Below are 13,018 nucleotides of genomic sequence, written 5' to 3' on the forward strand. Positions count from 1 at the left end.
GGCCCGGATCGCGTTCAGGGGGACGGATAGGGGGTGAAAGTTCTTGACGAACTGATGAACGTGAATGAAGAATCCATCCACAGACATCATCCCTTGTCGATGGGAGCCCATCGTGAGAACCGCATTCCGCCGCTTTGGCCGGGCGCTCGCCGCCTGCGCGCTCGCCGCCTCCACCGCCCTCGTGGGCGTGGTGGCGACCAGCAGCCCCGCACAGGCGGACGGCTGCTACACATGGGGGCGCGTCCTCGCCCAGGGCGCCACCGGCGAGGACGTCCGGCAGCTGCAGATCCGGCTCGCCGGCTACCCCGGGTACAACGCCCAGCTCGCCCTCGACGGTTCGTTCGGCCCGGCCACCCGGTCCGCCGTGATCCGTTTCCAGCAGGCGTACGGCCTGGCCGCGGACGGCGTCGCGGGGCCGGCGACCCAGAACCAGCTCTACGCGCTCCAGGACAACGACTGCACCCCGGTCAACTTCACCTACGCGGAACTCAACCGGTGCAACAGCACCTGGTCCGGTGGCGCGGTCTCCGCCAGCACGGCCAAGTTCAACGCGCTGGTGTCGATGTGGAAGCTCCAGGCCATGCGGAAGGCCCTCGGGAGCGTGTCGATCAACATCAGCAGCGGGTTCCGCAGCTACTCCTGCAACAGCGCGGTCGGCGGCGCCTCCAACAGCCGGCACCTCTACGGCGACGGCGTCGACCTGGTCGGGTCGCCCTCGTTCTGCCGGCTCGCCCAGCAGGCCCGCTACCACGGCTTCGGCAACATCCTCGGCCCCGGCTACCCGGGTCACAACGACCACACCCACGTCGGGGCGGTCGGCGGCTGGTCCGCGCCGAGCTGCGGGATCTGACACCTGACGACCCCGTGACGAAGGCCCCCCGCGCTGCGGGGGGCCTTCGGTGCGTCGCGGGTCAGGCGGCGGACGGGCCGACGTTGGTCCGGGAGCCGACCACGTCGAGCACGTGGGCCACGGCGTCGGCGACCGGCACCCCGTTGCGCTGCGAGCCGTCCCGGTAGCGGAACGAGACGGTGCCGGCGGCCACGTCGTCGTCGCCGGCGATCACCATGAACGGGACCTTCTGCTGCTGGGCGGTGCGGATCTTCTTCTGCATCCGGTCGTCGCCCGCGTCGACCTGGGCGCGGACGCCCTCGGCGCGCAGCGCGGCGACGAAGCCGTGCAGGTAGTCGGTGTGGTCCTCGCGGATCGGGATGCCGACCACCTGCACCGGGGCCAGCCACGCCGGGAACGCGCCCGCGTAGTGCTCGGTCAGCACGCCGAAGAAGCGCTCGATCGAGCCGAAGAGCGCCCGGTGGATCATCACCGGTCGCTGCCGGCTGCCGTCGGCGGCCTGGTACTCCAGCCCGAAGCGCTCCGGCAGGTTGAAGTCGACCTGGATGGTGGACATCTGCCAGGTCCGGCCAATGGCGTCCTTGGCCTGCACGGAGATCTTCGGGCCGTAGAAGGCCGCGCCACCCGGGTCGGGCACCAGGTCCAGCCCGGACTCCTCGGCGGCGGAGCGCAGGGCCTCGGTGGCCCGCTCCCAGTTCTCGTCGGTGCCGACCGACTTCTCCGGGTTGCGGGTGGACAGCTCAAGGTAGAAGTCGTCCAGGCCGTAGTCACGCAGCAGTTCGAGCACGAAGACGAGCAGCGACTTCAGCTCGCCCGCCATCTGCTCCTCGGTGCAGAAGATGTGCGCGTCGTCCTGCGTCATGCCGCGCACCCGGGTCAGGCCGTGCACCACGCCGGACTTCTCGTAGCGGTAGACCGTGCCGAACTCGAACATCCGCAGCGGCAGCTCGCGGTAGGACCGCCCCCGGGACCGGAAGATCAGGTCGTGCATCGGGCAGTTCATCGGCTTGAGGTAGTAGCTCGCGCCCTCGACCTCCATGGGCGGGAACATGCCGTCGGCATACCAGTCCAGGTGCCCGGAGACCTCGTACAGGTGGCCCTTGGTGATGTGCGGCGTGTTGACGAAGGCGTAGCCGGCCTGCTCGTGCTTGATGCGCGAGTAGTTCTCCATCTCCCGGCGGATGATGCCGCCCTTGGGGTGGAAGACCGCCAGGCCCGAACCCAGCTCGTCCGGGAAGCTGAACAGGTCCAGGTCCACGCCGAGCTTGCGGTGGTCGCGCCGCGCGGCCTCCTCCAGCAGCTTCAGGTACGCCTTCAGCTCGTCCCGGGTCGGCCAGGCGGTGCCGTAGACCCGCTGGAGCTGCGGGTTCTTCTCCGACCCGCGCCAGTACGCGGCGGCCGAGCGCATCAGCTTGAACGCGCCGATCAGCCGGGTGTTCGGCAGGTGCGGGCCCCGGCACAGGTCCGACCAGCAGACCTTGTCCTCCTTGGCGGCGAGGTTGTCGTAGATGGTCAGTTCGCCGCCGCCCACCTCCATCACCTCGGAGGTGTCCAGCCCTTCGCCCTTGACGTCGATGAGCTCCAGCTTGAACGGCTCGGCGGCCAGCTCGGCCTTCGCCTCGTCGAGGCTGCCGAAGCGCCGGCGGCGGAACCGCTGACCGGACTTGACGATCTCCTGCATCCGCTTCTCGAGCTTGCCGAGGTCGTCCGGCTGGAACGGCTTGTCGACGGCGAAGTCGTAGTAGAAGCCGTTCTCGATGGGCGGGCCGATGCCGAGCTTGGCCTCCGGGAAGACGTCCTGCACGGCCTGGGCGAGCACGTGCGCGCAGGAGTGCCGCAGCACGTTGAGCCCGTCCGGCGAGTCGAGGCTGACCGGCTCGACCTCGGTGTCGGCCTGCGGGGCCCAGTCCAGGTCGCGCAGCTGGCCCTGCGGGTCGCGGACCACCACGATCGCCTTCGGGCCGGACGCGGGCAGACCGGCCGCGGCCACCGCGTCGGCCGCCGTGGTCCCGGCGGCGACGACGACGGGGTCGGCCACGGCGGGGGTACGGGGTGCGGACACGGTGACTCCTCCAGCAGACGGCACGGATGACGCCGAACGTTCGGCTCCTGCGATGCTATCGGTCGCCCCCGCCGGCACGGTCGCCGACGCCACCGCCCCCGGGGTCCGTGGGACGGGCCCCGCCCCGGCCGGCCCCCGGGGAGGGGCCGGGCTCGCCGCGTCCGACCGGCGTCCTGGGCCCTGCGTTGAACCTTTGCGTCCCCGGATCCGAACTACCGGATGTGGCCGGAACCGTGCCGGCCCGTGGAAACGGATGGGACCGACGATGGCGACGATGCACGGTGTGCGGCCCGAGCCCCGGCGCCGGGCCGCGACGGTGGCCGCCCTGGCGGCGGCCGGGGTGCTGGCCTGGCCCGCCCCGGCGTACGCGGCCGACGTGACGACCAGCCCGACGCAGGCGCGGCAGGGCGGTGCGGTCAAGCTGGAGTTCGTGGTGCCCGACGAACTGCCGGGCGCCCGCGCCGAGCGGATCGAGATCCGGCTGCCGGCCGACGCCCCGATCGCCGAGGTCTATCCGATGTCGGTGCCCGGCTGGGCGCCCCGGATCACCTCCCGCAGGCTCGACCAGCCGGTCGCCGGCATCCACTCGTCCCGGGTCGACGAGGTGACCAGCGCGGTGACCTGGGTCCGGATGCCCGGCACGGCTCCCGGCCCGGCCCGGCTCACCCTGTCCATGGGGCCGTTGCCGCAGACCGACCGGCTCACCTTCGAGGTGCTGCGCACGTACGCCGACGGCACGGTGGTGCGCTGGGCCGGGCCGACCGGGGCCCGCCGGGCGCCGTCGCTCACCCTGCTGCCGGCCGCCCCCGGCGCGGCGGCCGGGCACGGCGGACACGGCAACGCCCCGGCGGCCGGCGCGGCGGTTGGCGGGGCGGGCGACGTCCCGGCCGCGGGGGCCCGGGCGGCGGGTGGGCCCGCGGCCGGCGACGCCCCGAGCGGCGGCGGGAACGCGGACGGGATGCTGGCCGCCGGGCTGCTCGCCGGCCTCGGCGGGGGCGCGGCGATCGGCTGGCTGGTCAGCCGCTGGCGCCGCCGCGAGCCGGCCGAGCCGGTCGATCTGTCGGTGCTGCGGGAGGACCCGACGCCCCGGACCGACCCGGACGGGCCCGGACCGGCCGCCGCCGCCCGGACCGGCGCGGCCGGCGTCGAGCCGGACGGGCGCGCTGCCGGGGCCGACGCGGCCGACGAGCACGTCGCCCCGGAACGCGTCCCGCACGTGCCGGCCGGCGCGCCCACCGTCGGGGCCGGTGCGTCCGCCGCCGGGGCGCAGTCGCCGGGCAGGCCGGTCGCCGCCCGCTGAGCGGGGCGGGTGTCGGGCCGTGGACCGGGGCGGCGGTCAGCCGGCCCAGTCCGGCAGGGGCTCGCGGGCGGCCAGCCAGTCGGTCGGCACCCCGCCCGGCGTGCCGACGCCGGTGTGCGCGGCCACCACCGCCCCGACGATCGCGGCGGTGGTGTCGACGTCCCCGCCGGCCTCGACGCACGCGCGGACCGCCGCCGGGTAGTCGTCCAGGTGCACGGCGGCCACCCAGCAGGTGAAGGCGACGGTGTCCTGGGCGGTGACCCGGGAGCCGTTGCCGAGCACGTCGGCGGCCTCGGCGACCGGGCGGTCGAGCAGGCCGGCGGCCCGGCGTACGCCCCGGTGCACCTCCGTGGCCGGGTCCAGCGCGGCGGTGACGCCGGCCAGCAGCCGCTCCGGGGCGGGCCGGTGGCCGTCGAGGCGGGCGCGGGCGGCCAGCGACGCGGCCACCGCCACCGCCACCGCGCCGGCGACGCCCTCCGGGTGCGCGTGGGTCACCTCCGCCGACGCCCGGGCCTGCGCCGCCGCCCGCGCCGTGGAGTCGGCGTACCACGCGCCCAGCGGGCCGACCCGCATCGCCGCGCCGTTGCCGCAGGAGCCCTGGCCGTCGAAGGCCGAGGCGGCCGCCACCGGCCACGGCGTGCCGGTGCGGATCAGCCGCAGGATGGTCACCGCGCCCGGCCCGTACCCCCGGTAGGGCTCGCAGCGCTCGGCGAAGGCCGCGGCGAGGGCGTCGCGGTCGATCCGGCCGGTCTCGGCCAGGGCGGCGACCACCGAGCAGGCCATCTCGGTGTCGTCGGTCCACTGCCACGGCGGCGGGGGCAGCTTCCCGGCGGCCAGGTCGGCCGGGTGCCGGCCGGGAACGAAGAACTGCGAGCCGAGCGCGTCGCCCACCGACAGGCCGGCGAGCGAGTCCCGGGCCAGCGCGAGGCGGGTGTCGGGAAAGAGCGTGAAGGACATCGTTGTACCAGCTTGCCCTGTTGCCTCGTGCGCCGCAAACGCGATCAACTTGCCACCGCGAGTACGGTCTTGCTGTGGCCACCGTGCTCCTGGTCGAAGACGATCACGTCGTACGCGGCGCGATGCTGCGATCCCTCGCCGACCGGGGGCACGCCGTGCACGCCGTCGGCACGGCGCTGGACGCGCTGCGCCGGGTGGCGGCCGAGACCCCCGACCTCGTGGTGCTCGACCTCGGGCTGCCCGACCTCGACGGCTCGGACGCGCTGCGCATGCTGCGCGGCATCACCGACGTGCCGATCATCATCGCCACCGCCCGCGACGACGAGCAGTCCGTGGTACGTCTGCTGCGCGCCGGGGCCGACGACTACATGGTCAAGCCGTTCACCGGCGCGCACCTCGACGCGCGGATCACCACCGTGCTGCGCCGGGCCGGGCGGGCCAGCCGCACGGTGCAGCCGGCCGTGCACAGCGTCGGCGGGCTGCGGGTGGACGTCGGCGAGCGCAGCGCCCACCTCGACGGCGAGCCGCTGGCGCTGACCCGCAAGGAATTCGACCTGCTGGCCTATCTCGCCGCGCGGCCGGGACGGGTAGTGTCCCGCCGGGAACTTCTGGAGGAGGTATGGCGGCAGCCATCGGTCGGCGAGGACCAGACCATCGACGTTCACCTGTACTGGCTGCGCCGCAAAATGGGCGAGTCCGCGGCGAAGCCGCGCTACCTGCGCACCGTGCGGGGGGTCGGCTTCCGGCTGGTGGCGCCGGACTGAGGCCGTCGCTGGCCCTGCTCACGGCCGGCATGTGTGCCCTGGTGGCGCTCGCGTTCCTCGTCCCGCTCGCCCTCGGTCTCGCCGATCGCGCGCGCGAGGAGGTCATCGCGGACGCCGCCCGGCGCAGCGCGCTGGTGACCGGCGCGCTCGCCGTCAGCACCGACCCCGCTGTGGTGCAGCGCGTCGTGGCGGCCAGCGGCGACGACCCGGCCACCCGGCCGGTCGTGCACGGGCTCGGGGTGGACGAGTCGGCGGGCCGGGCCGACGCCGGGAGCCTCGAGCGCGCGCGGGCCGAGCGGCGTTCCGTGGTCGTCGACGTCGAGGGCGGCGTGCTCCGGCTGGACCCGGTGGTGCTCGGCGACACGACGGCCGTGGTCGAGGTCTTCGTGCCCGAGTCGGAGCTGGCCGGCAAGAGCCGGTGGCTGCTGCTGCTCGGGGTGGCCGCCGCCCTGGTGGGCGCGGCGGTGCTGGTGGTGGACCGGGTCGCCGCCCGCGCGGTCGACTCGGCCCGGGGCCTGGTCCGCGCGGCGCTCGCGATCGGCGACGGCGACCAGGGCGTACGCGTCGACCCGAGCGGCCCGCGGGAGCTGGCCGAGGCCGGGCACGCCTTCAACCGGATGGCCGACCGGCTGGACGCGGCCCGCACCGACGAGCGGGAGCTGGTCGCCGACCTGTCGCACCGGCTGCGCACGCCGCTGACGGTGCTGCGGCTCGACGCGGAGGCGCTGGAGTCCGACGACACCAGCGTGGGCTCGTTCAGCGAGGCGGAACTGGACCGGCGGCGCGGCATCCGCCGGATCCGGCAGGCGATCGTCACCCTCGAGGGCGAGATCGACGTGCTGATCAAGACCACCCGCAAGGCGGTCGCGCACGAGGCCGGGCCGGCGATGTGCGACGTCAGCGAGGTGGTGCGGGACCGGATGGTGTTCTGGGCCGCCCTGGCCGGCGACCAGAACCGGCCGCACCGGGTCAGCGGCGCCCAGCTGCGCATCCCGGCACCGGTTCCCCGGGCCGAGCTGGCCGCCGCGCTGGACGCGGTGATCGGCAACGTCTTCCGGTACACCCCGCAGGGCACCGCGTTCGAGGTGGCGGTCTCGCGCCGCGACGGGTACGTGGCCATCCGGATCGACGACGCCGGGCCGGGGATCGCCAACCCGGACCGGGCGCTGCGCCGGGGCGCCAGCGACCAGGGCTCGACGGGGCTGGGGCTGGACATCGCCAAGCGGGTGGCGTTGCAGGCGAACGGCTCGGTCAGCATCGACCGGGCCCGGCTGGGCGGGGCGAGCGTGGTGATGCTGCTCGCCGACCCGGAGGCGACGCCCCGGCAGGTCAGCCGGTTCGGCCTGGTCGGCCGGATGGCCCGGGAGCAGAAGACCGGCAGCCGTCGCTGGCCCCGCCAGCGGCCCACCGACGACTGAGCCGCGGCTCGGTCCGGCGGCCGGTTGTGGGGCGGCGCAAGTCTTCCTTAGATCGCGGTTAACCGTGGTGCCGGAGCGGGCCGGCGCTGACAGGATCGAATCCGAACCCATCAGTTCCACCGGTCAATGCCTCGGGGCACCCCACCGGCCGGTGGAGCCGGGCGCGCGGCGGGAGACTCGGTCCCCCCACACCTCCTCCCGCCGCGCGCCGTCCCCTCTCCGCGCTCAGCCGGTAGCGGTGGCCAGGTGGGCGTCGATCTCGGCGGTGATCCGCCGCTTGCCGGCCGGGTCCAGGAACGAGGCGGTCACCGCGTCGCGGGCCAGCGCGGCCAGCCCCTCCGGGCCCACGTCGAGCAGTCGGGCCGCGACGGCGTACTCCTCGTCGAGGGTGGTGCCGAACATCGGCGGGTCGTCGGAGTTGATGGTGACCAGCAGGCCGGCCTCGACCAACTGCCGCAGCGGGTGCTCCTCGATGCTGGCGACCGCGCGGGTACGCACGTTGGAGGTCGGGCAGACCTCCATGCCGATGCGGTGCTCGGCGAGATAGGCCAGCAGCTCCGGGTCCCGCGCGGCGGAGATGCCGTGCCCGATCCGCTCCGCGCCGAGGTCGCGCAGCGCGTCCCAGACCGTCTGCGGGCCGGTGGTCTCGCCGGCGTGCGGCACCGAGCGCAGGCCGGCCGCCCGGGCCCGGTCGAAGTACGGCTTGAACTGCGGCCGGGGCACCCCGATCTCGGGACCGCCGAGGCCGAAGCTGATCAGCCCGTCCGGGCGCTCCTCCAGCGAGATGCGCAGCGTCTCCTCGGCCGCCGGCAGGCCGGCCTCGCCCGGGATGTCGAAGCACCAGCGCAGCTCGATGCCGAAGTCCGCCTCGGCCCGCTTGCGGGCGTCCTCGATCGCCTCGCAGAAGGCGGGCGCGGGGATCCCCCGGTGCACGTGCGAGTAGGGCGTGACGGTCAGCTCGGCGTAGCGGACCTGCTGGCGGGCCAGCTCGCGGGCGACCTCGTGGGTGAGCAGCCAGACGTCCTCGGGGTCGCGGATGAGGTCCACGACGCTCAGGTAGACCTCGATGAAGTGCGCGAAGTCGCGGAAGGCGAAGTAGTCGGCGAGCGCGGCCGGGTCGGCGGGCACGGGGCTGCGGCCCTCGTGGCGGGCGGCCAACTCGGCGACGATCCGGGGCGAGGCGGAGCCGACGTGGTGCACGTGCAGCTCCACCTTGGGCAGTCCGGCGATGAAGGTTTGCAGGTCGGTCACTGGTTCTCCTCTGCGCGGGCGCCGGTGCGGGCGACGAAGAAGACGCGGCGGAACGGGAAGTGCACCTGAGCGTGCCGCACCGGGTACACCTCGGCGAGTCGTACGCCCAGCTCGGCCCGGAAGTCGGCCCAGCCGGCGGCGTCCAGGGCCGCGCGGACCGGCCGGAGCGCGGTCCCCTCCAGCCAGCTCAGCACGGGGTGGTCCGCGTCGACGCGGGCCGGCAGCAGGTGCACGTAGGTAGTCTCCCAGGCGTCTACCGCGCAGCCGGCACCGGTCAGCAGCTCGGCGTAGCCGACGGCGGTGTCGTCGGCCGGGGGCCGGCGCAGCAGCGGGGCGACGTCGGCACGCCACGCCGGACGGTCGGCGACCTCGCGCAGCGCCCGGTGCGAGGGGGCGTCGAAGTTGCCCGGCACCTGCACGGCCAGCCAGGCGCCGGCGGGCAGTTCCCGGGCCCAACGGGTGAGCAGCTCCCGGTGGCCCGGCACCCACTGGAGCACGGCATTGCTGATCACCACGTCCACGTCGGGTTCCGGGTGCCAGTGCCGGACGTCGCCGACGGCGAAGGAGACCCTGGTGGCGCTGGCGCTGGCGCTGGCGGCGGTGGTGGCGGTGGCAGTGGCCGCCTCCGCGATCATCTCCGGCGAGGAGTCGAGGCCGGCGATCCGGCTGTCCGGCCACCGCGCGGCGAGGGTGGCGGTCAGGTTGCCCGGGCCGCAGCCGAGGTCGACCACCGCGCGCGGGCGCTCGGCCGGGACCCGGGCGAGCAGGTCGCGGAAGGGCCGGGAGCGCTCGTCGCCGTAGCGCAGGTACGTCGTCGGATCCCACATCGCTGCCTCCCAAACCGTACGTCCGTCTTGTTAACCGTACGGCCCGCCGCGCGACCGGACAAGCCGATCACTAGGCTCAGTCCCATGGAGCAGCGCACCTTTCCCCGGCTGGGGCGGCGCGTCGGGGTGATCGGGCTGGGCGCCTGGCAGCTCGGCGCGGACTGGGGCACGGTCAGCGAGGCCGACGCCAGCGCCGTGCTGACCGCCGCCGTCGAGTCGGGGGTCACCTTCCTCGACACGGCGGACGTCTACGGCGACGGGCGCAGCGAGCAGCTCATCGGGCGGTTCCTGCGCAGCCGGCCCGACGCCGGGCTGACGGTGGCCACGAAGATGGGCCGCCGCGTCGCGCAGACGCCCGAGGCGTACACCCTGGCGCACTTCCGCGAGTGGACCGACCGGTCCCGGCGCAACCTCGGCACGGACACCCTCGACCTGGTGCAGCTGCACTGCCCGCCCACCGCCGTCTTCGCCGACGACGCCGTCTTCGACGCGCTGGACACCCTGGTCGCCGAGGAACGCGTCGCCGGCTACGGGGTGAGCGTGGAGACCTGCGCGCAGGCGCTCACCGCCATCGCCCGGCCGGGGGTGGCCAGCGTCCAGATCATCCTCAACGCGCTGCGGCACAAGCCCCTCGACCGGGTGCTCCCGGCCGCTGCCGCCGCCGGGGTCGGCGTCGTCGCCCGCGTCCCGCTGGCCAGCGGGCTGCTCTCCGGCCGGTACGACGAACACACCACCTTCGCCGCCGACGACCACCGCACCTACAACCGGCACGGCGAGGCGTTCGACGTCGGCGAGACCTTCTCCGGTGTCGACTTCGCGCTGGGCCTGGCCGCCGTGCGCCGGCTTGCGCCGCTGGTCGGCGACGGGCGCACGATGGCCCAGTTCGCGCTGCGCTGGGTCGTCGACCAGCCCGGCGTCACCGTGGTCATCCCCGGCGCCCGCGACGCCACCCAGGCCCGGGGCAACGCCGCCGTGGCCGGCCAGGCCCCGCTCTCCGGACGGGAACTGGCGGCGGTGGCGGAGGTCTACGACGAACTGGTCCGCCCGCGGGTGCACGACCGGTGGTGAGTCGGGCGGCCCGGACCGGCAACGACGGAGGGAAGACGCGATGAAGGGCTGGCTGCCGCTCACCCTCGGCCTGCTCGCCGTGGTCGGCGGCGCGGTGTGGACGGTGCAGGGCCTCGGCTACGTCGAGGGCAGCGTGATGACCGACCAGCGGGTCTGGGCCGTGTTGGGGCCCGTCGTCGTCCTGGCCGGGCTGGTCGCGCTCTGGTTCGGGCTGCACGCCCGAAAGCCACGCTGAGCGCCGCCCGCCGCCGTCTCGGCTGCCCCTCCCGGTGGGCGGCCAGAGTGGCGAGCGACAGGCCGGGCGCCGGCAGCTCGCGTACCGGCCGCGGCGGCGGGCCACCGTGGACGCGGAAAGCCCCGCATCCCGGGCGGGATACGGGGCTTCGCTGTGATCCGGGCGCCGGATCACCCACTGGCCGGCGGCTGCCGACCGGCACTGCTCAGATGGGGCGGACCTGCTCGGCCTGCGGACCCTTCTGACCCTGGGCGATCTCGAACTCCACCCGCTGGTTCTCCTCCAGCGTGCGGTAGCCGCTGGTCTGGATGGCCGAGAAGTGGACGAACACGTCAGCACCCCCGCCGTCGACGGTGATGAAGCCGAAGCCCTTGTCTGCGTTGAACCACTTCACGGTTCCCTGCGCCATGTGTATCTCCTTCTAAAACTGGCGGCCGAGCACGCCGTGCGGCCGATTGGCCGTTTTCGAGCAGCGGTGCCTGAGGCGGCCCCCACGAAGGAGACTTCGCTCAACCCACGCCATCTCTCAACAGCGTGGAACAGCAAACCACGTAGCGAAAACTCTGCACAGAGTACCGGACGAAATTCTTCGACATGTGACCTGACGGGTGCCGAAGATCCGCTGGGTGGGCCCTTGCACCCGCGCGAAAAGACCCCCGCACCAGCGCACCGGCACGGGGATCCTTTTCGTCGTCGTCGGGTCAGTCCGGCCAGCTTCCGGTGAACCGGCGTACGCCCACCGCGCCGCCCCGGTCCACGGCGGCCCGGACGACCGCGAAAATGGCGCCCTGCAACGCCGCCGCCGCCAGGATCTCGCCCCAGCCGCGGTCCTCGTCGGTGGCGCTGGGCGCCTCGCCGTCGCCCGCCGTCATCTTCCACACCTGCCGGAAGATCGCGCCTGCGACCGTACCGGCGGCGATGCCCATCAAGACGCCGACCGGCTTGTACGCGGCCTTCCCGATGCCCCTGCTCACCGCTGCCTCCCCCGAACGATCACCAACACGATCACGGCCGCCACCGCGCCCGCCGCGAGGGCGACGAACGGCGTCGGGTTACGCCGTACGACGGCGCCCTTCTCCTGCGCCTGCTCCCGCGCGAGCTGCGCCTTCTGCGCCGCCTGCCCGCGCACCCGGGCCACGGTCTGCGCCGTCTGGTCCCGCATCCGCTCCTTCGCCTGGTCGGCGGAGGACCTCAGCCGGGCCTTGACGTCGGCCTTGGCCGCCAACGCCTCCATCGTCTCGCCCAGCTCGACCCGGGTCCGCCGGATCTCCTCCCGCAGCGCGTCGGTGTCGCCGGTGCCCCGGCCGTTGCCCGTCGTCATGCCCGTCCCCTGTCCTTCACGGCGGCAGCGACCGTGTCCACGTCCGCCCGGACGCTACGGACCGCAGCCTGCGGCACCGGCGGGACCGCCTGGCTGACCTGCTTCTTGCCCACCAGGGCCAGGACCCCGGCCAGCGCGAAGAGCACCACCGCGACGATCAGGGCCGCCGCCCAGGCCGGAAGCACCAGGTCGAGCAGCAGGATCGCGGTGGCGACCAGGGCACCCAGGCCGTACAGCGCCAGCGCCCCGCCGCCGCCGAAGAGACCGATGCCGATACCGGCGTGCTTGCCCTTCTGGGTCAGCTCCGCCCGGGCCAGGGCCAGTTCGTCCCGGACCAGGCGGGAGACCTGCTCCGTGGCCCGCTGCACCAGCTCGGCGGTGGACGGCTCGCTCCCGGTCCGGGATGTGCGGGCGTTCGCCACGTCAGCCATGCTGTCCTCCTTTCATCATCACCGCGCTGTATGCCCGGAGTCGCCGCCCGTCAATCCTTCGCCCGGCAGCCGTTGAGCCCGGACCGCCGCGTCCCCGAGCCGCCGCACGGCGCGGAAGAAGGTGCAGAAGCGTCGCGCAGCAGGTCCCCGCCAAACGCCCGGTCAAACTTCCCGAGCCAGCGCACTCCGCCCGGCCGCCCCACGAGGCACAACCCCGCCCACACCTCCAACGCCCCCACCCCCCACAGGTCACGCCCCACCCACCCGCGCCCCTTCCACCCACCCCACCCCGCACCCCCGGCCCCGCCGCACCCCCGGGCCCGCCGCGCCCCGCGGCCCCGCGCCCCGCTGTGCCCCGCCCACCGCTGTGCCCCGCCCACCGCTGGGGTCGATCATGCAGTTGTGGTGGGCGTTATCCGAACGATGCCCCCCTTTGTGTGGGGGGTGTCCCTATGGGTTTCGTCAAGCGGGGACTGGTCTGGTGGGGCGTGGTTGGTAGGGGATCTTGTCGCGGAGCATGGCATGGAGGACGTC

General features: G+C 74.3%; 14 protein-coding genes. 6 read left to right on the plus strand and 8 right to left on the minus strand.

Annotation, left to right across the window (positions count from 1 at the left end):
• Nucleotides 1-112 precede the first annotated feature (112 nt).
• Complete coding sequence (locus EV374_RS31495; protein WP_484512799.1) at nucleotides 113-850, plus strand: D-Ala-D-Ala carboxypeptidase family metallohydrolase; 738 nt, start codon at nucleotides 113-115, stop codon at nucleotides 848-850.
• A gap of 61 nt (nucleotides 851-911) precedes the next feature.
• On the opposite strand, the gene thrS is transcribed toward EV374_RS31495, so the two are convergent.
• The gene (thrS, locus tag EV374_RS31500; protein ID WP_132240808.1) at nucleotides 912-2,912 is read right to left on the minus strand and encodes a threonine--tRNA ligase; all 2,001 of its coding nucleotides are present in this window, start codon (nucleotides 2,910-2,912) and stop codon (nucleotides 912-914) included.
• A gap of 265 nt (nucleotides 2,913-3,177) precedes the next feature.
• Here thrS and EV374_RS31505 point away from each other — a divergent pair, with 265 nt between their 5' ends.
• On the plus strand, nucleotides 3,178-4,212 hold the full coding sequence (locus EV374_RS31505; RefSeq protein ID WP_486486066.1) for a DUF1775 domain-containing protein: 1,035 nt from the start codon (nucleotides 3,178-3,180) through the stop codon (nucleotides 4,210-4,212).
• Between the two features lie 36 nt (nucleotides 4,213-4,248).
• Here the strand turns inward: EV374_RS31505 and EV374_RS31510 are convergent, their stop codons facing one another.
• A complete protein-coding gene (locus EV374_RS31510; protein ID WP_132240809.1) occupies nucleotides 4,249-5,169 on the minus strand; it encodes an ADP-ribosylglycohydrolase family protein in 921 nt (306 codons plus the stop codon).
• A 74-nt stretch (nucleotides 5,170-5,243) separates the two neighbouring features.
• Here EV374_RS31510 and EV374_RS31515 point away from each other — a divergent pair, with 74 nt between their 5' ends.
• Nucleotides 5,244-5,933: a response regulator transcription factor gene (locus tag EV374_RS31515; protein ID WP_089001050.1), complete on the plus strand. Its 690-nt coding sequence runs from the start codon at nucleotides 5,244-5,246 to the stop codon at nucleotides 5,931-5,933.
• Nucleotides 5,934-5,962: 29 nt separating this feature from the next.
• The gene (locus EV374_RS31520) at nucleotides 5,963-7,351 is read left to right on the plus strand and encodes a sensor histidine kinase (protein WP_207914691.1); all 1,389 of its coding nucleotides are present in this window, start codon (nucleotides 5,963-5,965) and stop codon (nucleotides 7,349-7,351) included.
• A 225-nt stretch (nucleotides 7,352-7,576) separates the two neighbouring features.
• Here EV374_RS31520 and EV374_RS31525 read toward each other — a convergent pair whose 3' ends face one another.
• The gene (locus tag EV374_RS31525) at nucleotides 7,577-8,602 is read right to left on the minus strand and encodes an adenosine deaminase (RefSeq protein ID WP_132240810.1); all 1,026 of its coding nucleotides are present in this window, start codon (nucleotides 8,600-8,602) and stop codon (nucleotides 7,577-7,579) included.
• Nucleotides 8,599-9,429, minus strand: a complete 831-nt coding sequence (locus tag EV374_RS31530; RefSeq protein WP_132240811.1) for a trans-aconitate 2-methyltransferase — start codon at nucleotides 9,427-9,429, stop codon at nucleotides 8,599-8,601. Before EV374_RS31530 ends, EV374_RS31525 begins: the two co-directional genes overlap by 4 nt.
• Nucleotides 9,430-9,513: 84 nt before the next feature.
• On the opposite strand from EV374_RS31530, the gene EV374_RS31535 reads away from it, so the two are divergent.
• Together EV374_RS31535 and EV374_RS31540 are read left to right on the plus strand one after the other, a co-directional pair.
• Nucleotides 9,514-10,497 (plus strand): aldo/keto reductase, encoded by a 984-nt coding sequence (locus EV374_RS31535; protein WP_132240812.1) that lies wholly within the window; start codon nucleotides 9,514-9,516, stop codon nucleotides 10,495-10,497.
• A gap of 40 nt (nucleotides 10,498-10,537) precedes the next feature.
• A complete protein-coding gene (locus EV374_RS31540) occupies nucleotides 10,538-10,732 on the plus strand; it encodes a hypothetical protein (RefSeq protein ID WP_132240813.1) in 195 nt (64 codons plus the stop codon).
• A 205-nt stretch (nucleotides 10,733-10,937) separates the two neighbouring features.
• Here EV374_RS31540 and EV374_RS31545 read toward each other — a convergent pair whose 3' ends face one another.
• From EV374_RS31545 to EV374_RS31560, 4 genes are all read right to left on the minus strand, one after another.
• Nucleotides 10,938-11,141, minus strand: coding sequence for a cold-shock protein (locus EV374_RS31545; protein ID WP_007075740.1), 204 nt, complete (start codon nucleotides 11,139-11,141; stop codon nucleotides 10,938-10,940).
• A 292-nt stretch (nucleotides 11,142-11,433) separates the two neighbouring features.
• Nucleotides 11,434-11,706, minus strand: coding sequence for a DUF4235 domain-containing protein (locus tag EV374_RS31550; RefSeq protein ID WP_121395419.1), 273 nt, complete (start codon nucleotides 11,704-11,706; stop codon nucleotides 11,434-11,436).
• Nucleotides 11,703-12,053: a DUF3618 domain-containing protein gene (locus EV374_RS31555; protein ID WP_132240814.1), complete on the minus strand. Its 351-nt coding sequence runs from the start codon at nucleotides 12,051-12,053 to the stop codon at nucleotides 11,703-11,705. The genes EV374_RS31550 and EV374_RS31555 overlap by 4 nt, the downstream gene beginning before the upstream one ends.
• Nucleotides 12,050-12,484: a phage holin family protein gene (locus tag EV374_RS31560; protein WP_132240815.1), complete on the minus strand. Its 435-nt coding sequence runs from the start codon at nucleotides 12,482-12,484 to the stop codon at nucleotides 12,050-12,052. Before EV374_RS31560 ends, EV374_RS31555 begins: the two co-directional genes overlap by 4 nt.
• Nucleotides 12,485-13,018: the final 534 nt, after the last annotated feature.

Source organism: Micromonospora sp. CNZ303, assembly GCF_004345505.1.

Bases quoted from the DNA above. Each gene is read 5' to 3' on its own strand.
- EV374_RS31505 (WP_486486066.1), top strand. From the start codon at position 3,178: ATGGCGACGATGCACGGTGTGCGGCCCGAGCCCCGGCGCCGGGCCGCG.
- EV374_RS31540 (WP_132240813.1), top strand. From the start codon at position 10,538: ATGAAGGGCTGGCTGCCGCTCACCCTCGGCCTGCTCGCCGTGGTCGGC.
- EV374_RS31545 (WP_007075740.1), bottom strand. From the start codon at position 11,141: ATGGCGCAGGGAACCGTGAAGTGGTTCAACGCAGACAAGGGCTTCGGC.
- EV374_RS31555 (WP_132240814.1), bottom strand. From the start codon at position 12,053: ATGACGACGGGCAACGGCCGGGGCACCGGCGACACCGACGCGCTGCGG.
- EV374_RS31510 (WP_132240809.1), bottom strand. From the start codon at position 5,169: ATGTCCTTCACGCTCTTTCCCGACACCCGCCTCGCGCTGGCCCGGGAC.
- EV374_RS31530 (WP_132240811.1), bottom strand. From the start codon at position 9,429: ATGTGGGATCCGACGACGTACCTGCGCTACGGCGACGAGCGCTCCCGG.
- EV374_RS31560 (WP_132240815.1), bottom strand. From the start codon at position 12,484: ATGGCTGACGTGGCGAACGCCCGCACATCCCGGACCGGGAGCGAGCCG.
- EV374_RS31535 (WP_132240812.1), top strand. From the start codon at position 9,514: ATGGAGCAGCGCACCTTTCCCCGGCTGGGGCGGCGCGTCGGGGTGATC.
- EV374_RS31520 (WP_207914691.1), top strand. From the start codon at position 5,963: ATGTGTGCCCTGGTGGCGCTCGCGTTCCTCGTCCCGCTCGCCCTCGGT.